Origin of the sequence: Parabacteroides sp. Y3-G-102 (assembly GCF_023656845.1) — a bacterium.
Classification (GTDB): Bacteria; Bacteroidota; Bacteroidia; order Bacteroidales; family Tannerellaceae; genus Parabacteroides; species Parabacteroides distasonis.
In genome coordinates this window covers 18,963-38,224 of sequence record NZ_JAMOKU010000013.1, presented here as the reverse complement: position 1 = coordinate 38,224, position 19,262 = coordinate 18,963, and the positions used below count along the sequence as shown (strand labels likewise).

At 42.9% G+C, this 19,262-nt stretch carries 12 protein-coding genes; 4 read left to right on the top strand and 8 right to left on the bottom strand.

Annotation, left to right across the window (positions count from 1 at the left end):
- Nucleotides 1-834: 834 nt before the first annotated feature.
- Complete coding sequence (locus NBH16_RS08330; protein ID WP_121961779.1) at nt 835-1,596, bottom strand: LytR/AlgR family response regulator transcription factor; 762 nt, start codon at nt 1,594-1,596, stop codon at nt 835-837.
- A gap of 222 nt (nt 1,597-1,818) precedes the next feature.
- Here NBH16_RS08330 and NBH16_RS08325 point away from each other — a divergent pair, with 222 nt between their 5' ends.
- Together NBH16_RS08325 and NBH16_RS08320 are read left to right on the top strand one after the other, a co-directional pair.
- On the top strand, nt 1,819-2,820 hold the full coding sequence (locus tag NBH16_RS08325; protein ID WP_122382859.1) for an alpha/beta hydrolase: 1,002 nt from the start codon (nt 1,819-1,821) through the stop codon (nt 2,818-2,820).
- A gap of 59 nt (nt 2,821-2,879) precedes the next feature.
- Nucleotides 2,880-4,367: a capsule assembly Wzi family protein gene (locus tag NBH16_RS08320; RefSeq protein WP_122382860.1), complete on the top strand. Its 1,488-nt coding sequence runs from the start codon at nt 2,880-2,882 to the stop codon at nt 4,365-4,367.
- Between the two features lie 9 nt (nt 4,368-4,376).
- Here NBH16_RS08320 and NBH16_RS08315 read toward each other — a convergent pair whose 3' ends face one another.
- The gene (locus tag NBH16_RS08315) at nt 4,377-5,114 is read right to left on the bottom strand and encodes a lysophospholipid acyltransferase family protein (RefSeq protein WP_122382861.1); all 738 of its coding nucleotides are present in this window, start codon (nt 5,112-5,114) and stop codon (nt 4,377-4,379) included.
- A 137-nt stretch (nt 5,115-5,251) separates the two neighbouring features.
- On the opposite strand from NBH16_RS08315, the gene NBH16_RS08310 reads away from it, so the two are divergent.
- On the top strand, nt 5,252-5,422 hold the full coding sequence (locus NBH16_RS08310; RefSeq protein ID WP_005854067.1) for a hypothetical protein: 171 nt from the start codon (nt 5,252-5,254) through the stop codon (nt 5,420-5,422).
- A 104-nt stretch (nt 5,423-5,526) separates the two neighbouring features.
- Here the strand turns inward: NBH16_RS08310 and NBH16_RS08305 are convergent, their stop codons facing one another.
- The 4 genes from NBH16_RS08305 to NBH16_RS08290 all read right to left on the bottom strand — a co-directional run bounded on the left by NBH16_RS08305 (nt 5,527) and on the right by NBH16_RS08290 (nt 14,447).
- Nucleotides 5,527-8,286: a GH92 family glycosyl hydrolase gene (locus NBH16_RS08305; protein ID WP_202194148.1), complete on the bottom strand. Its 2,760-nt coding sequence runs from the start codon at nt 8,284-8,286 to the stop codon at nt 5,527-5,529.
- A gap of 71 nt (nt 8,287-8,357) precedes the next feature.
- Complete coding sequence (locus tag NBH16_RS08300; RefSeq protein ID WP_087342423.1) at nt 8,358-9,992, bottom strand: RagB/SusD family nutrient uptake outer membrane protein; 1,635 nt, start codon at nt 9,990-9,992, stop codon at nt 8,358-8,360.
- Nucleotides 9,993-10,010: 18 nt separating this feature from the next.
- Complete coding sequence (locus tag NBH16_RS08295) at nt 10,011-13,460, bottom strand: TonB-dependent receptor (RefSeq protein ID WP_034532058.1); 3,450 nt, start codon at nt 13,458-13,460, stop codon at nt 10,011-10,013.
- 42 nt (nt 13,461-13,502) lie between these two features.
- Nucleotides 13,503-14,447, bottom strand: a complete 945-nt coding sequence (locus tag NBH16_RS08290; protein ID WP_022191762.1) for a FecR family protein — start codon at nt 14,445-14,447, stop codon at nt 13,503-13,505.
- Nucleotides 14,448-14,555: 108 nt separating this feature from the next.
- On the opposite strand from NBH16_RS08290, the gene NBH16_RS08285 reads away from it, so the two are divergent.
- On the top strand, nt 14,556-15,140 hold the full coding sequence (locus NBH16_RS08285; protein ID WP_008773734.1) for an RNA polymerase sigma-70 factor: 585 nt from the start codon (nt 14,556-14,558) through the stop codon (nt 15,138-15,140).
- A 34-nt stretch (nt 15,141-15,174) separates the two neighbouring features.
- Here NBH16_RS08285 and NBH16_RS08280 read toward each other — a convergent pair whose 3' ends face one another.
- Both NBH16_RS08280 and NBH16_RS08275 read right to left on the bottom strand, forming a co-directional pair.
- Entirely contained in the window at nt 15,175-16,203 is a 1,029-nt protein-coding gene (locus NBH16_RS08280; RefSeq protein WP_122382862.1) for a pyridoxal phosphate-dependent aminotransferase, read from the bottom strand.
- A 46-nt stretch (nt 16,204-16,249) separates the two neighbouring features.
- Nucleotides 16,250-19,249 carry a serine hydrolase domain-containing protein gene (locus tag NBH16_RS08275; RefSeq protein ID WP_122382863.1) on the bottom strand — a complete coding sequence of 1,000 codons (3,000 nt, stop codon included), beginning with the start codon at nt 19,247-19,249 and terminating at the stop codon, nt 16,250-16,252.
- Nucleotides 19,250-19,262 lie beyond the last annotated feature (13 nt).

The window sequence follows — 19,262 nt, the reverse complement described above, 5'->3', positions numbered from 1 at the left end:
TAAGATTAATCTTTGCGCACGGCAATATTAACAATTAATTAAATAAGGCTCACCACAAAAGTAGTTATTTATTCAAATAATATTTACCCTTCGCTATTTCTCAACTACCAGCTATGACAAATGTCTTCACATATTCTCCATTGACAGCCCTAAGTAGGTTATTTTATAATCTTTCAACGGTTAGCTGGGCATTGTTTCGTGATGCTTGCTCGATTTTTCGAAGTCGGCTAATTTCTTTCTCTCTATCGTAGAATCTCATACTCAAATTGATTTAGAAATACGCAGTTCCGAAACCACCGTTTTGGAAACGACGGTTTCTGTAATGCGAAGATATATAAATAATCGAATAAAACAATACTTCGGTAAATAATCAACTAACTATCTCAAAAACAATGGAGTCAGTAAAAACTCAATGGGGATAGGCATATCAGTTAGCCATGCGAAAAAGGTATCTTAGTTTCATTGAGAAAGTATCCTAAGTTCATTGGCGAAGTATCTTAGGTGTATGGGGCGATGAAGATACGAGACTTTTCGCATTGACCGAAGAGGGTGAGCATTGTGGTTAGTTATTCACCTCCCAAGCCGTAAGCTAGTGGCTAGGTATAGCCGTTAGTTATTCACTCGACAAGCCGTTAGTTATTCACTTCAGAAGGCTATTACACCCTGCAAAACAGATAAAATTAGGAGAAACGCATGAATTTACGATACAGTTGCCCGAGCCTATGAAACTGGCATTGACACAAAACAATGAATTTCCCTTTAATAAAGTAGTCCAAATTTGACGCAAACGAGAAAAGATATTATATCATACTTTCTTATAAGGTTAAGTAATCATCAAATAATATCCAACCGTTCCCTCAACAATTTAAAATACCGATGTGAGGCTATCCGCTCCTCATCCTGAAAGGGGGGATAAAACTCACATCGTAAGGTCTTATTCTCGATAAACATCAAATAGGACAGGTTCACGATGCAATCTTGACTAATCTGGACAAACATATTATTGATAGACAATAACTCCTTCGCTGTAGTACTCATCTTTAATTTATGTGAACTGCGGGAAGTCAATAGAATCTGCCAACAGCGCTGGTCTTTCAAGAATTGAAACAAGAATATTTCCTCACAACGGACTATCAAGAGGCCGGATACCGTTTGGATAGCGAATCGATTGTCTCGATTCAATATTTTTCGCAACGATCTCTCCATGCTGATGACATCTTTCGGCTCGCTCGTAAGAAAACGCTCTATAAGGGAGGCCAACTCCTCCGTTAAATAAGGTTTTAACAGATAATCGAAAGCTGAAGCACGAAGAGCGTCCAATATATATTTATCATAAGCCGTATAGAATACGATCCGCAAATTGGGCTGGATATCATCTTGTATATCATTTAGCAGTTCAAAGCCAGACATATCCGGTAGCTCCACGTCCAGAAACACCAAATCCGGATGATATTTAATGATTTGTTTTTTACCAATCTCCGCAGTCATAGCCGTATCCAGTATCCTTATACAAGAAAAGGCAGATAGATCGTCTTGTAGCCTTTGGACTGATCCAAAGTCGTCATCTACTATTATTACAGTTATTTCAGGTTCCATACACGCTTCCATTTTCCAACAAAGTAAAATATTTATTATTAAGATTAAAAATCATAGAGTACCCACAAATAGGGCTTTTTACGTATAAGTTGCAATATTCACGTTTATCCTATCGTTTTTCATGCTTATCTGTCATTTTTTATTTTATGATCTTGGTTAATTACCATTGATTGATAAACCCTATCTTTGCAAATACAGTTATAAAATAGAAACAATATATTTATGTCTCGAAAAATAAATCTTATTATATTCCTCTGTTTCATTTTATGCGAGGTATATGCCCAATACGTACCCGATATATTGGGGAATGGTTATTTACGCCGTACCTTCCAGATGCCGGATGACTATGAGGGGAAGGTGGTTTGCACACTGGTCAAGAAACCTCAACTGGATAGCGTAAAACAGGCCGTGCTGTATATCCATGGCTATAATGACTATTTTTTCCAGAAACAATTAGGGGATAGCGTAAACGCTCACGGATATAATTTTTATGCGATGGACTTGCGGAAATACGGACGTTCGATATTACCCAATCAAAACCCGTTCTTTTGCAAGAGCCTAAAAGAGTATTTCGCTGATATCGATACCGCTTTAGCCACCATCCGGTCCGAAGGTAATGAACGGATATTATTAATGGCGCATTCTACAGGCGGATTGATCACACCTTATTATTTGAATAGTAAAAAAGGGGAGTTACCGGTAGACGGGCTTATCTTAAATAGCCCTTTTCTGGATTGGAATTTCGGATGGTTTATGGAGAAAGTCGTACTGCCAACCGTTGCGTTTGTCGGGAGGCTATTCCCGAATCTTACCGTACAAGGTTTGGGTGATCCGAATTACGCTTATAGCTTGCTTAAGCAATATAAAGGAGAATGGGAGTTTGACACGAACTGGAAAATGATATTCGGGCATCCGAAAAAAGCCGGATGGATCAAAGCCATACAAGAAGCGCAACAGACGGTACAAAAAGGGTTAAAACTGGATTGTCCGATACTAGTGATGTCTTCCAACAAATCTTTTCCGGAAACAGAGACATGGCATGAGGAATACATGACCTCCGACATCGTCTTGGATGTTCAAGACATTCAAAAATACGGGGAGAAACTAGGAGACAAAGTCACGAGAGATACCATTCCAAACGGCATCCACGATCTGATCCTATCTCAAAAGCCCTATCGGAACGATGCCTATCAAACTATATTCGAGTGGTTAAAGAAACAATAATGGTTGCACCAAACATATAAATCCTTACCTTTGCGCCCAGACAAAACATTTATATATACATGAAATCAGTGCGATCAATTTTTATAGGTCTGACTTGTCTGGGGATGGCAACGGCTAGTTTCGCTCAAGAAGAAGAGACAACTCCGGAAGCGACTACCTACAAGGCCGAAATATTCGGATCGGTAGCTAGTGGCGACAATACCCCTTTCTGGATGGTTAGCAATCGATACGGAATTGTTCCTTTGGAAGCGAATAACGGATATTTGAATGCGGGAGTATTCCATAATCAAACTTTTGGCAAAGGTTTTCGCTGGGGAGCCGGATTAGACGTAGTGGCCGCAGTTCCTCGTCATCGCAATTTCTTTATCCAACAAATATATGCCGAGTTAGGTTACAAATGCTTGCTATTGAGTGTAGGAAGCAAGGAACGCTATAATTCTCTTTGGGATCGTTGGCTTAGCTCGGGCGATATCGTACAATCTGCCAATGCCCGCCCGATTCCGGAAGTGAACATCAGTATTCCGGAATTTACCGTCGTTCCTTTAACGAAAGGCTGGATGCAAGTCAAAGGAGACTTTGCCGTCGGTCGTTCTTTCGACAAGGATTATCTGGCTAACTTCACAAACAATAAGCAAACTTACGTAGATAACGTTTTATGGCATCATAAATCATTATTTGTACAGATCAAGGATACACGCAATGATTTTCCGTTATCCGGTGTAATCGGTGTACAGCATTGGGCACAATGGGGAGGAACCTCAACCAATCCTAAGATCGGAAAGCAGCCTCAATCCATCAAGGACCTGATCCGGGTTATTTGCGGTAGTGAAGGTGGTGACAATGCAACAGTATCCGATCAGATCAATGTATTGGGTAATCATTACGGTTCTTACGATTTCAAATTGGCTTTTACACAACCAAACTGGCAAGTATCCGCCTATTACCAACATTTGTTCGAGGATAAATCCGGTATGATATTCGTAAACAATACCGACGGATTATGGGGAGGACAATTGGATTTACCAAAATTTCCGTGGTTGCGTAAGGTGGTCGTGGAGTATCTGGTTACAAGAGACCAAAGCGGACAGTTCCACTTCATCGATTTTGATCACGACCTACATCCCGGCGTAGGTGGCGGTGGTGATGATTATTATAACAACGGAGAATACACTACCGGAGCCTCTTATTTTAACCGGGCGATAGGTTCTCCTCTGATCACAAGCCCAGAGTATAACGAGGCCGGTTCATTAGGATTCAAGAACAACCGTGTTCGTGACTGGCATTTTGGTGCGGAAGGCGCTATCTCCTCACAAGTATCTTATCGGGTATTAGTAACCGTGATGAATAGTTGGGGTAGACATGCCACCCCTTTCTTGAACAAGAAAAGAGGAGCTTCCGGACTTTTAGATATCTCTTATCAACATCCCCGTTTATCGGGATGGGAATTTACAGGATCTTTGGCTGCTGATGCCGGTTCCATGTTCGGTGATAATTTCGGATTCAGCCTGAAAGTAGCGAAACATGACATCCTGAAAAGTTGGAAATAATAACCTAAATTATTTATATTCTTCCCACAAGGCGGATGCTATGATTTCCTGAGTCTGATCAGCGAACACTTGCATTCCTCTGTGGGAAGTGTCTATATTCTCGGTAGAAACCGCCGAATGGATCACCATCTCCATCCGATGACGATGGACATTCAACGACCCGATCGGCAAAACATCAAACGGCCCGTTTAAGGTGATCGGAATAATAGGCAAATGCTGATCCAGAGCCATTTGGTAAGCCCCTTTCTTGAAACGAATCATTTTTCCGGTATACGTACGCGAACCTTCCGGGAAAACAACCACGGAAGCCCCGTTCCGAAGACAACGCTCCGCCTCCAAAACACTACGAGCGGCAGCCTTCGGCGTAGAATTATCGACAAAGATAAAACCGGCCGCACGGCAGGCGGTCCCGACAAATGGAATTTTAGCGATACCCGCCTTCATCACCCACTTAATGGGAACGCCTAAGAAACCATATATCAAGAAAATATCAAACGCACCTTGATGATTAGCGACGAAAACATACGATTGTTTCCGGTCTATATGCTCACGCCCTTTTACCGTCACCGGACAAAGCGCCAGATAGCAAGTCAATCGAGACCAGATCATACCCGGATAATAAGCGAAGATTTTCTCTCCCCCCAATAGACAACCGATGATAACCGTCACAGCCGTAAGTATAGTCAGTACCAGAAATACAGGTACAAAAAACAGCCACAAATAAACTATGTAAAGTATTCTTCCCATACGTAACTATATTATAACACAAATATAGAAGCTAATTTCAATCGTTTCATTATTTTTCTCCGAAAATATTTTCACGATCGGGTTATTATTGCTTTATTTGCGGTAGAAAAGAAAATAATTATAAAATATCTATAACCATGAATGAGTTAATTAAAAATCTAGGAGTGATCGTACTCATTATTGGTGCGGCAGTTTTGGCTGTACCGTTTTTCACCGGTGGTATGACAAATAGTATTCTACTTACAGGTCTGGGATTAGTTCTCCTTGGCTATTTTGGTCATATCGTAATCAACAAACGAGTAGAATAATACACGCTACTTAGATTTAAAAGGAAATGAAAAAGGATGTGCCTCATTGTTACGCACATCCTTTTTTTGAATCATCATGCAAATTGAGAGATATGCCCAAATCGTTATTGAGTTCCCCATTCCTTGTTTGGTTTATCACCAAGCCATAATTCCAAAAGGCCACCTTGCTCAAATACGGTATGCGGCAATTGATATTTATGATACATCTCTCCGTTCAAAGAAGCTTTCTGGATATAACAATTCTCAGGGGAGTTATCATGTACTTTAATCTTAAACTCGTTCCCTTTATAATACCGAGAATCCAATCGAATCGTAATCTCATTGAAAACAGGGCTTGTAATATCATACATCGGATTATAGGCAGAGCCTCCATCTAAACTGAATAATCCCATAGCCATCAGTGCACTTATTCCAGCCATCTGTCCTTGATCTTCATCATTTTCGCCGTAGCCTCGCTCTGGCGTAATATCACCATAGGTCTGTTTAGCGACCTGACGCACCCAATATTGAGTCAGCCAAGGCTTTCCTACATGTGAGAAAACGTGCGCATTCGAGCAACCGGGTTGATTGGCATAACTAACATAACTAGACAGGAATCTTGCATTTTTCGACATCTCAAACACATAATTCAATTGAGTAGCTAAGCTGTCATTACCTCCCATCAAGCGAGCCAATGTTTCAATGTCATGAGATAATCCAAAAGTAGCCTGCCAAGCATTGGCTTGTACAAACCCACGCTCGGACAAAGGATCCAAATGGACCCACTCTCCTGTTTCTTTTCTAGGCATCATCAACCTCAAATCCGGATGCCAAGACGCAGGCCAGCCCAAGGAACGATTTCTATAATAATTATAATCCTTGAGTTTTCCCATAGCTTTCGCCATTTCTCCCAAAGCCCAATCCTCAAAGGCCCATTGAATAGTCAAGCCAGCCTCTTCTGGGCAATATCCATGTTTAATATAGAACTCCAACTCTTTATCCATATCAAAGGCAAGCATACCACCTTTCTCATGATTCCTTTTCATAGCCGCATATCCCTCCTTGGGCGACCATTTATGAAATACCCCTCGCTGATAAGCGGAAGTAATCAAGGAGGTAGCCGGACAGCCCGTCATAATATAAGTATAAGACCCTATGGACGGCCCACGAGGTAATAGACCTCCATTCTTGTCATATTCGATAAAAGAAGCGGAAAACTCGTCTAAAACAGAAGGATACGCCAGTCCCCACAACGTGTTTAAATTCCACTGTGTCAACCATAGAGCATCTGAATTATACATATGAAACCTTGATTTTCCTGTTTTATCTTTAGGCAAAGTCCGTACTTGGAATTTAGGAGCAATCGTATGTATCCTTGTTTGTTTTCCAATACGTTCTCCTCCGGACAAATAATCCGGATACTCGCCATTGCTATCATCTATCTTATGGCGCCCCAACAATATGTGCCACAAATCGGTATAAAACTTGGTCTTTTGCTGAAAAGAACCACCTTGCACATCAATTTTTCCCAACCACTCATTCCAAATACGCTCGGACGCACTCTTAACTTGATCAAAATCCCAATGTTTACATTCCCGCTCTATATTCTCACGGGCGTTTTCCTCACTCACATAAGAGATAGCGGTCTTCAACAACAGCTCATCACCAGCCTTAAAAGATCCAAAACAAGCTTCTACGCCAGAAGAAGGAGATTGTTTAAAAGAGGACTTAGGCACGGTAATTAATTCGGAAGAACCCGTAAAATGTCCAACTCCCATTTCCTTCTTATCGCCCACCCAACCATTCAATGCCTCGATTGGCTTATTGAATTGAACGACAAAATACACTTTCGCAACATCCACACCGCCCCATACACGACCGGCTGTATCAAAATATCCGGAGATCTCCGTATCACTCACTTTAGTCACATGAGCATTCAACAAAGTAGAAGTAGCGATATGACCTCCCAAGTTCACCAAGACCTTCGCCAAACCATCTTCCGCATACGTAAGACGATAAAGCCCCACTCGATCCGTAACGGTCTGTTCCACCCATATCTTGTAGGAATCCAAAAATAAACGATGATAGCCGGGTTGAACGATCTCACCCTCATGGGAGAAAGAAGAACGCCAAGCCTTATCCCCCCCACAGACATCTACCTCGTCTTTTACTGGCATCAGAGACAAGCCAGAAATCATCCAATTATGAATTTGCGGAAAACCTAATACCGTTGTAGAGTTATAATTATAACCTCCTCCTCCCTGATTGATATTACGGGTTAACGGAGCGGAACTGATCATTCCAAAAGGCAAGCTTCCTGTAACAAAGAAAAAATACCGCCCCTTAGCCGTCTCGATATACGGATTAACCCATGAGACATAATCTGTATAAGATTCCGGTGCGGGATAAACCTCTATCTCAGACAAACCTAAATCTCGTCCTTCCCCATCTGTCGCCTGAAAACGAAGCCATTCTATTTTTTTAGTCTCAAACGTCACCACTTTCGGTGCTCCATCATTAGGAATCTGGTTGACCGTGATTGAGCTTCCATCGCTAAAGAACAACGTACCGGCCGCCGTATGGCTGTCCTTATCTACCCGATCATATAATATGACTTGATTCGTATAAATGGGCTCTTCCCAATCCAATTGAATCCAAGGATAGGGATACACCCGCCCCCGGAAGTCCAACTTTGTTTTAGCGACCCACTCTCCTTTTCCTGCAATACGAATCACCTGATCCACTACATTCTCACAACCTTGTTCCTGCGTTAACGCAGAAGAGCAAGAGACTTTCGCCAAAGAAGCGATATTATGGGGAGTCGCAGATAGCTCACAGCAAACAACCCAACTCAACAGATATAAAAGAAATCTCAATTGTTTCATCTCTATACAAAAATAATAAAAAAGGCAGCCCCAAACGGGCACTGCCTTTTCTTTCAACCATTCATAAAACTTTAATAACCCGGATTCTGTTTCATTACCTCAGCACCACAAATATCTATAACAGATTGAGGTATAGGAAAATACTCATGCTTTCCTTTTACAAAGCGAGCATTCTGCAAGTGGGAACGGAATGTTTTTTCTTTCTCAAAATACACATTGAGAACCTCATCCGCAATACCCCAACGCACTAAATCAAAGAAGCGGATACCCTCATGAGCCATCTCTAAACGTCTTTCCATACGCAATGCTTGCACAGCCTCATTTTTCGACTTAAATGGCTCGGTATAAATCTCCACCTTATAATTAGCGGCATCTTGCGACTGATCATCCCACAGCTTGACATGCTGTGTATTCTTTGCACGCTCCCTAATTTTATTAATATACTTACGTCCAGTCTCCAAATCACCGGTCTCGATAGCGGCCTCAGCTCTCCACAACAGCAAATCCGCATAACGAATCACGTAAAAATTCAACGCATTCACATATGGCCATATTGGAGAGTAATGGGTAGAGTTCAACGATACCAAACGTTTCTTCGGACTATACGGGCCATATACGCTAGCCTCTCTTGGAGTCCAATCATACACCTGTACATCCATAAACGGAATATTTGGCCGAGCCAAGGTATGATCCAAACGAACATCCACATAGTCGCTTTCCGCTACATCCTTACCATCATTATAAGGCAAGCCGTTTTCATTCGTCTTATAAGCATTTACCAAATTCTGAGTCGGCCGCAAGAATCCATAAGTTGGATAAGGACCTCCCGGCGGTAACAAACGATCGCCATAACTTCCGTTTTGATTACTGGACGCTCCATCGTTAATAGATAACTGAACCGCAAAAATAATTTCTGAGTTGTTATCATTCTCCGGCAAGAACACTTCCCTGAAATCAGGATACAGCGTATATTTCCCGGACTGGATCACCTCATCACAAGCACTTAGGCACTCTTTCCATTTCGACTGATATAAATACACCTTAGCCATATAAGCTTTTGCCGCCATTTTGGTAGGACGTCCATAATCTGATTGGCTTTCTGGCAAGACTTGATAAGCGGCAGAGAATTCCCCCAAAATCTTTTCCCATAGCTGGTCGGACGTAAACTCCATATTCGATTTCGTATGATACTCATTCGGATCAACCACCGTCTCATCAATCCAAGGGATCAAATTATAGATGACTTTCAAGTTGAAATAATAGTGTCCTCTCAAGAAACGCATTTCCGCCAAACGTTGCTCTTTGTTCTTTACCGTACTATTGCTCAACAAACGAATCGCTTGATTACAACGCTTTACACCCTCATAAAGAGCAGCCCAACGAGCCTCAAAATCGATACCCGTCGGATTGGCATTAAAGATTTCCATCAAGTGAATCTGGTTTTGGTCACCGGTACCTCCACCCCCTTTATAGGCATCGTCAGATACGACATCCCCAAACTGCCAATTCGAACAACCGGAGTTGATCGCATCCGAAGCATAATATCCATCCAATACCGCATAAGCACCTATCACGATTCCCTCTATGTTTTCCTCACTTTCTACCTGCTCGGGCATAAATTCCCCTACAGGCTCCTCAGAAAGAAAAGAATCGGCACAAGAGCACATCACTAAAGCCGCAACAACTAAACTAACTATCTTTTTCATCGTACATCAGATTTTCAATTAAAAATTAACATTAACTCCTAAGGTGAATGTCCTTGGCAACGGGTATACGCCACGATCAACACCCATATCCAAATTTCGGTTCTCGGAAGAATAGCTCTGTAAACCCACCTCCGGATCAATACCATTATAGCCCGTTATCGTAAACAGGTTCTGTCCTTGTAAATAAATATAGGTACGTTTCAATTTCAATTTAGATGCGATCCGATCCGGCAAGGTATAACCAATCTTCAAATTCTTCAAACGAACGAAGGAAGCGTTATGAATATAATAAGTAGAAGGCCGGATATTATTATTCGGGTCATCCAATGTTACACGTGGTATATCCGTATTCGTATGATCCGGTCTCCAAGCATCCAGAATCGTAGAGTTTTTATTATACTGAGCTTGATTATAGAACTCACCCAAATAATTTGTCAAATTATAAACCTCGTTACCAAATACCCCTTGGAAGAACGCACTTATATCAAAGTTCTTATAATTGAACCCAAGCGTTAGACCCATACTGCAATCAGGCAGCGGGCTACCTACAAAATCACGATCCTCGCTATTGATTACTCCATCACCGTTCAAGTCCTTAAAGCGAATATCGCCAGGTTTAGCGTTCGGTTGCAACAGCTCGCCCTTATCATTCTTATAGTTTTGGATCTCTGCGTCGTTTTGAAACAAGCCATCTGCCTCATACACGAAGAAAGAGCCGATCGGTTGTCCTACCGCCGAACGAGAGGTCTCTTGGTCAAAGTTTCGTCCATGAAGTTCGCTGCTGGAAAGACCAATATAATCCACGCCATTCAGCTCTGTCATCTTATTCTTGATGATAGAGAAATTATATGCTACAGAGAAGCCAAAATCTTGATTGATCTGTTTCTGATAATTCACCTCCATCTCAAAACCCTTGTTATTCATCTTTCCGACGTTATCCCAAACCGTCATGTTCGTTCCTCCGATCGAAGCAGGTAAGGCTCTACGCCACAACAAATCCTTGGTGTCCTTATTAAAGAAGTCCAATGTCAAATTCAAGTCACCGCTTAAGAAACCTAAGTCCAAGCCAACATTGGTTTGAGTGGTCGTCTCCCACTTCAAATTAGCGTTACCATTACGAGTCTGCACAAATCCTAAATCCACAGAGCTTTGACTTCCATCAATCGGATAATTCGAGGTAGATGAACTACTCTTATAGGAATCGATCGTTGCGTAAGAAGGAACATCAGAGTTACCATTTTGTCCCCAACCGACACGAAGCTTCAAGTTATTGATAGCCTCCACATCAAAGAATGGCTCATTACTGATACGCCATCCCACCGAAGCGGCCGGGAAGTTACCCCACTTATTATTCCCCAAACGGGAAGATCCATCCCGACGCAAAGTGAAAGCGACCAAATAACGATCGTGATAATTGTAATCGATCTTGCCGAAATAAGAGACCATGCTATACTCCGTGGCAGACCCTGAGTTCTTTTGGGTTCCTACATCGCCCGCATCCAAGAAATGGAAGTTAGGATCATCCGAAGGGAAACCATCTCTCGAAGCCGTAAAATACTCATACCGGTTTCTCAACGACTCCAGACCCAACAATGCATTGATCGTATGATCGCCAAATGTCTTGGTATAGTTCAAGGTATTCGTGAACACCCAGTTGAAGTTCCATGCATTCCGGTTAGACAAACCACTTAATTTCTCAGAAGCGTTGATCTCATCATATTTAGGGCTAAAAGAACGTCTGTATAGATTATTATAGTCTGCACCAAAAGAAGTCTTGAACATAAATCCGTCAAACAAGTGCAGCTCTGCGTACAAATTACCCACCAAGCGGCTCTTCTTATCCTTGTTATCCTTATTTCTATGCAACTTTCCCATCGGGTTAGGAATATCCGAAAAGACATTTCCCGCATATTCATCCTCCAAGTTCTTCACCGGTGTGATCGACTGGAACTTATAGGCCTCATACAAAGTTCCTCCCAACGCCGCATTATTGGAGACACTAGTACCCCAAGAATGAGAAAGAGAAATATTCTCCCCGATACGAAGATGGTCATCGAACAATTTATACTCGGAATTAAAGCGACCGCTCACACGCTTGAAATCGCTTAACTTCACCAATCCCTGCTGATCATAATACCCCAAAGAAAACAATTGATTGGATTTCTTATCGGCTTTCGTGAAGGAAAGGTTATAGGATTGAACGATAGCGGCACGCAAAATCTCATCTACCCAATCCACGTCATCAGAAGGAATTTTATGATCTTTATCCAGATATTCGGGCACAACCGCTTGATCACCGTTTCCATAAACATCGTGTGAAGGTGTCTTTCCGTCGTTTTTCATCGCTTGCCACAACATATCGCCAAATTGCTGCGCATTCAACATCTTCAATTGTTTAGCCGCTTTTTGTACACCGAAGTACGCATCTAAATTCACATTGAATTGTCCTTCTTTTCCCTTTTTCGTATTAATGATAACAACACCATTGGCGGCACGCGCTCCATAAATAGAAGCAGAGGAAGCATCTTTCAATACTTGCATGGACTCTATATCATTCGGATTCAAGAAATTGATTCCCCCATCCACGGGAATACCGTCAATGATATAAAGAGGGTCATTGTTACGAATCGTACTATAACCACGGATACGGACAGCGACACCACCACCCGGCATATTATCCGGCATCACGTTCACGCCAGATAATTTACCTTGCATCATTTGGTCTACGCTGGATACCGGTGTATCTTTCAAGTCATCGATCTTCAAGACCGAAACCGCACCCGTCAAGTCCTTTTTACGAGAAACACCATAACCTACCACTACAACCTCGTCCAAGTTTTGCGAATCCTCTTTCAAAGATATCGTCAGATCCGTCTTCGAGCCCGGAGTCAGCTCCATAGACAAATAACCGATATAAGAAACGACCAGTACCGCATTATCAGGTACTTCCAACGTGAAACGACCATCAATATCCGTGATTGTACCAATAGAGGTTCCTTTCACCAAGACATTCGCACCAATGATCGGTTCTTGACTCGGATCCAATACGACACCCTGTACCTTACGGCCTTGTTGCTGTACGACAGGAGCGGACTCCACCTTACGCGACAAAATGATTTGCCTATCCACAATCTTGTATTCGACCCCCATATTGTCGAAAACCTGTGACAAGACCACACTTATATCCTTATTGCTAGCATTCAAACTGATAAGACGGTTCGTGTCTAGGACATGATTGGAATACAAGAAAGAATAACCAGTCTCCTGTTCGATCCGATCAATCGCTTGTTCTACCGTTGCGTTCTTCAACGACAAGGAAAGTGTCATTCCTTGCGAAGAAGATGTTCCCGCATATAGCTGGAAAGCTGTCAAAAATGTAAATGCCGTACTAAGTTTCAGTATACGGCCCGAATTAGGTAAACACCGCGCAAGATTTCTCTTACGTAAATGAAATGTGCTCATGAGCATACAGATTTAATGATTACACAATATATTAGTATAGATTTCCAATTATCTTTGATAAACATCGATCCTCCGGCGAACAAACGAGGAATCCAGACGTTGCGAAGGCTCTCGTGATGTCCATTCGATAGGAGCAGTCTGTTTCAAATAATCCAAGATCTGTTCCAAAGTCTCCGTAGTAAAGGTCGCCCGATATTTATACTCCGCATTCCCGCTCTTATGCAATACGATCTCCACGTTATATCGTTTCTCCAATCGTTTCAACACCTTATCCAAAGAAGTATTCCGGAAAACTATCCGTCCTCCTTTCCAATCCATTTTCTCCTCCAGGTTGGCCGCAGAAACACTGAAAGTACCGCTCTCCTTATCCAATACCGCCTGTTTGTTCGGCTCCAATCGGATACGTTCATCATTCCGGATCACGTCAATCTTTCCTTTTTCCAACACGGCCTCTATAAAAGGTTCGTCAGCATAGGCATTGACATTAAATTTTGTTCCATAGGCCACCACCCGTAAACCTTCGGAAGTTGATACACAAAAGGGATGTTCCGGATCGGCCTCCACCTCGAAATATCCTTCGCCGGAAAGTAACACCTTGCGCTCTTTCTCCTCGAACACCGACGGATAGGTCAATTTACTACCCGAGTTCAACCATACGACAGACTGGTCTGGCAACACAAACCGAGTAATCGTTCCGGGCAGGGAGTTAACCTCAGCATAAACGACAGGCTGGGACTTCTCGTCATATCTTGTGGCATAATACAAATAGGAGAAAAGTAACGAAGAAAATAACAACGGAAGCACCAATATAACTGCCGCACGAGTAAAAAGCAGCGACAAAGTTCGTCTGACAGCTTGCCGCCCTACCCGACGTTCCATTCGTAGCCATGCCTTTTGCACGTCAATCGATCGATACTCTAATATGTCCTCAGACAAGGCTTTAATTTCCTCTACCTGACGTGACACACTTTTATGTTCTACCTTTCTTTCCATATATTTTCTTCCTTTACTTATAGAGACACACTCTAAAGAAAAACACGACAGCGAAAATGAGTTTTTTTAATTTTGTTCTCTTCAAAAAATATATACCTTTGCCCCATCATGGAAAGAAATCATACCAAGGCTATTAATGTCGATTTACTTTTAGAACAAATTACGACTGAAGATAATAGGCTCGCCTTCCACCGCTTATTCGAGTTATATTATCCGGCACTTTGTATGTACGCCAAACGCTTTATCACAGATAAGGAAACAAGAGAAGATATCGTGCAGGACGTGTTTTTCGCTATTTGGGAAAATCGCAGCCGTATCTCAGTAAAGACCTCCGCACGTAGCTATCTCGTCACTTGCGCCAGAAATCACTGCTTAAATTATCTGCAACGCAACCATGAAAGATATTACGAATCGCTCATCCAAGAACAAATCCCGATCTATGCGGAAAGTAGTGAGGAACTCTACACATGGGAAGAACTGCAAACGTTATTAAGACAAGCCCTTGACAAGCTACCGGAGAACTATCGGCTCGCATTCGAGAAGAATCGTTTCGAGAATAAGAGCTATGGAGAAATCGCAGAGGAAATGCAAATATCCATACGAACCGTGGAAAGATACAAGAACAAGGCAACAGAACTTCTAAAGACAGAGCTAAAAGATTACCTACCTCTATTTATCGGCTGGCTTTTTTAACAGGAAGGGGTTCCCCCCTCCCCTTCATAGTCGTTTATCGTTGGTCCAACCAAATCTTTACCCCCTCAAGTAAAAGCTGGTTCTCATCAGCTTTCTGGGTAGAGAGCCGTAGATAAGTCTCATCCAAGCCCCGGAAATTCGAAGCGTCACGGATCAAGATTCCGTAATTATCTAAAAGGAATTGCTTTAAATCAGCGGCTGTACCCTTCTTCAAACGGACAAGGAAGAAAGTCGTAGAGGTCGGGATTACCTCCAAGCCATCCAATTTACTTAATTGGTAAATAAAATCCGCGGTCTCACGCTGCCATTTACGGATCGGCAACGTAAATTGCGCCGGATGGATCAAGATATATTTACTTGCCTCGATAGCGATAGCATTTACCGACCAAGGTATGATATACTTGTTCACTTTCTCCGCGATCTCCGGAGAAGCGACCAGATAACCGATACGCAAGCCGGGGATATTATAAGCCTTCGAGATAGACTGGACAAGGATTAAGTTCTTATGCGTTTTCACGTCACTCGGCTTTAGCATGTCTTCCGTCGTAAAAGCCACGTATGCCTGATCAATAATGAAGGTAGTCTGCGGATTCGCCGAGATCAAACGGAGAAGCTCCGTACGGTGGATCAGCTTTCCATCCGGATTATTCGGATTACAAATCCAACAGAAATCCTGTCCCTCCAAGGATAACTCTGATAAATCGTCCGATGTCGGGAAGAAAGAGATCTCATGCTCATGCAAACGGCAAGCGTCCTCATATTCAGAGAAAGAAGGAATAGCGATCATGGATTTCGCACCTCGCCAAGCTTGCGCTAACAAATAAAAAGCGGTGATCGAACCATTCGTCACTACGATATTCTCCTCCTTGATCTCATACCGGCGGGCCAACAATCTTTTCAAAGTTGCGGCATCCGGCTCCGGATAACGAGTCAACTTTTCAAAATGCTCGATCAAATGTTCCTTCAGTTTATCTAAATTAGCTCCGTGCCACACATTCGAGCTAAAGTTTATCTTTACCTCGTTCTTTGCGTTATAAAAATCATCACCGTGTCCGTATAACATATACCTGCTTTTTAATTAATACCTATCTGTTAAAACTGTCACAAAATTACGAATCTTTTTGGCTTTTCCTATCAATCGCCTTATAGATCGCATCCTGTATGCGAGTACGTATATCAAGCGATCCCAGTTTATTATTTGCCCGGCTAGGATTCACCCGGTTACTCAAAAATATATAAATAAGCTGGTTATCCGGATCTATCCAAAAACAAGTACCCGTAAATCCTGTATGTCCATAGACCGAGGCGGGAGCCAAAGCCCCACAAGGCGAGGCTTTCGGATTACCAATCACCGGCTTATCAAATCCTAGCCCTCTACGGCAAGTCGGGCTCTTGCTTTGTGTAAACAAACGGCTGGTTTCCAAAGAAAGATAGAGCTCGCCGCCATAAGTCCCTTGGTTTAGCATCAATTGGAGCACCTTCGCCAGATCATTCGCGTTCGAAAATAATCCAGCGTTTCCAGAAACACCCCCTTGAAAAGCGGCCGCCTCATCATGCACATATCCGCGAAGCAATTGACGGCGGACAAACCCATCTTGTTCCGTAGGTACAATTTGCAAGGTGTCCATTCGCTTCAACGGATTATAAGTGGTATGCCAAGCCCCTAACCCGCTGTAGAAATCATCCCGAAGAAGCTGGTCCATCGGAGATTTCATCAGATTTTCCACCATCATTTTCAGCATAATGAAATTCACGCAACTATATACGTACCTACCTCTCGTACCCAAACGGGATTTCTTGATATCTTGAAGGATCGTATCTTTAAAGGAATCACTCACATAGAAATTACGGGCTACCTCAGTCGTAAATCCGGGTTTCCGTGTATCTGATACTACATCTGGAAGATATTTAAAATCATTCCGGACATACGTTTTAGCGTCAAAACGAACCGGATGCGTAGCGTTCTTCGCCGAACTATATAAACTGCCTTTATAACTATCCTTATCAATGGCATCCAGATAGAAATTAATAGTTGGAGTCACTCCCGATTGATGGTACAGTAACTCTTTTATCGATAAATCCTTTTTATTAGACTCCTTCAACTCCGGTATAAAATCGGAGATCTTATTGTTCAAGGTGAATTTCTTCTCATCATACGCTTTCATGACCGCCAATAAAGTTCCCGCCGCCTTTGACGCCGAGGCCAAGTCATAGACCGATGACTCCGTGACCGGCTGCCTACTTTCGTAATCAAAATAACCGAACGATTTATTATAGATAATCACGCCGTCCTTCGCCACCAACACTTGGCATCCAGGATAAGCCTTCTCATCCAATCCCTCTTTAACGATCGACTCAATTACATCCAGACGGTCCGGATTCGCTCCCACCTCTTCCGGCTGGTGATACCCCAAACGAGTCTTTTCCGTAAAAATACCAGTACCCGCATAATACAATCCCGGAATCGAAACCGGAAGTTTCCCTTTCGCCGCAATACCACCGAATATCACTTGGGCCGCATATTCCTGCGCTAAGGGAGTGCCCTCGTAAGCCAACACGACCGCCTTCGCCTTCTCGATCGACTTCTTATATTCCTTACAAGCATATGGTAAGGTAAAGAAAGCATAGACCAACTCTTTCTTCGCGGCCAACTGCCTCAACGCTAAACTCTCGGGAATGCGAATCGTATGTACGCCACAAATGATCACGTCGTATTTTTGCAATTTATTATAAACCTGCTGGACTTGGGCAGCCGTAGAACGCCGTCCGATGCTAAAGCAAGCGATCGAATCATATTCGCCCAGCATTTTCTGGAATTCATTACCAACCCCGTCTCCAATCGAGAGTGCCGCGATCTTTTTCTTATTCAACTGTTTAAGAGGTAAGATTGTATCCTCATTCTTCAAAACGGTAATAGCCTCCGAATTCAATTTCGCCGCCATCCATGCCGCATGCGGAGAGTTCAAACGTTTCGATAAGCCTTTTGTTTCGACCGGCTTATAGGCATTCAATCCAGCGATATATTTGTACCTTAATATTTTCAAGCACTTGGCCTCGATCGCTTCCAGATCCAATACCCCTTCCTCGATAGCCTCTTTCACGGCCGTAAAATCATTGATTGGAGCGGCCGGAGCGAGCAAGATATCATTCCCCGCAAGCAAAGCCTTCACCGAAGGATTATCCGTTTTCTTTGTGGAAGCCCCTTTCATCGCTAAAGCATCCGTAAAGCACAGACCTTGAAAACCGAGTTCTTTCTGTAATAGATCCGTCACTACCGCCTTAGAGAAAGAAGCCGGCTTATGACTTTTGTCCAATGCCGGAACATAAAGATGTCCCGTCATTATCCCGGCGAACCCATCATATATATAACGTTTAAAAGGAAGAAGTTCCACGCTATCCAAGCGGGCCCGGTTATGGCGCACGACGGGTAATGTCTCGTGCGAGTCCTCAGAAGTATCTCCATGTCCGGGGAAATGTTTGGAGACAGACAAGATGCCCGTACTTTCCAATCCTCTTGCGTAAGCAATACCTTTCTCCGACACAGCCTCCGGATTCTCGCCAAACGAACGCAGGTCGATCACGGGATTATCCACATTGCTATTCACGTCCATATCCGGAGCGAAATTTATATGAATTCCCATTTCCCGGCACTGCCGTCCCACCTCTTTTCCATATTCCTCGATCAAGGCATTGTCCTCGATAGCGCCTAGCATCATATTTTTCGGGAAACGGGTGGTTCCGCTTAATCGCATGGAAAGTCCCCACTCCCCATCCAAAGAGACCAACATCGGAATCCGGGAAGCCTTTTGCAAACGATTGGTCACCTCCGCCTGCGTCACCGGATCCCCTTTATGGAACAAGATACCCCCGATCTTGATCTCGTTCACGTAACGCATGAGCCGTTGCATATTCCGATTATCGGATTTAGGGTTCGCTATAATCATAAACAACTGCCCGATCCGTTCATCATAACTCATAGCGTCAAACACGGAATCAACCCAATGATTCATCTTTTCCTGATCCACCGAACGATAAAGGTTCGGGACTGTTTGAGCTCCACCCGATAAAAGGGAAATACAACACAAAAGCAAGATACCAATCTGTCTCATCACAACATTATCA

Excerpts from the sequence above, each read along its gene's own strand:
- NBH16_RS08330 (WP_121961779.1), bottom strand. The coding sequence starts at position 1,596 with ATGGAACCTGAAATAACTGTAATAATAGTAGATGACGACTTTGGATCA.
- NBH16_RS08325 (WP_122382859.1), top strand. The coding sequence starts at position 1,819 with ATGTCTCGAAAAATAAATCTTATTATATTCCTCTGTTTCATTTTATGC.
- NBH16_RS08320 (WP_122382860.1), top strand. The coding sequence starts at position 2,880 with ATGAAATCAGTGCGATCAATTTTTATAGGTCTGACTTGTCTGGGGATG.
- NBH16_RS08315 (WP_122382861.1), bottom strand. The coding sequence starts at position 5,114 with ATGGGAAGAATACTTTACATAGTTTATTTGTGGCTGTTTTTTGTACCT.
- NBH16_RS08310 (WP_005854067.1), top strand. The coding sequence starts at position 5,252 with ATGAATGAGTTAATTAAAAATCTAGGAGTGATCGTACTCATTATTGGT.
- NBH16_RS08305 (WP_202194148.1), bottom strand. The coding sequence starts at position 8,286 with ATGAAACAATTGAGATTTCTTTTATATCTGTTGAGTTGGGTTGTTTGC.
- NBH16_RS08300 (WP_087342423.1), bottom strand. The coding sequence starts at position 9,992 with ATGAAAAAGATAGTTAGTTTAGTTGTTGCGGCTTTAGTGATGTGCTCT.
- NBH16_RS08295 (WP_034532058.1), bottom strand. The coding sequence starts at position 13,460 with ATGCTCATGAGCACATTTCATTTACGTAAGAGAAATCTTGCGCGGTGT.
- NBH16_RS08290 (WP_022191762.1), bottom strand. The coding sequence starts at position 14,447 with ATGGAAAGAAAGGTAGAACATAAAAGTGTGTCACGTCAGGTAGAGGAA.
- NBH16_RS08285 (WP_008773734.1), top strand. The coding sequence starts at position 14,556 with ATGGAAAGAAATCATACCAAGGCTATTAATGTCGATTTACTTTTAGAA.
- NBH16_RS08280 (WP_122382862.1), bottom strand. The coding sequence starts at position 16,203 with ATGTTATACGGACACGGTGATGATTTTTATAACGCAAAGAACGAGGTA.
- NBH16_RS08275 (WP_122382863.1), bottom strand. The coding sequence starts at position 19,249 with ATGAGACAGATTGGTATCTTGCTTTTGTGTTGTATTTCCCTTTTATCG.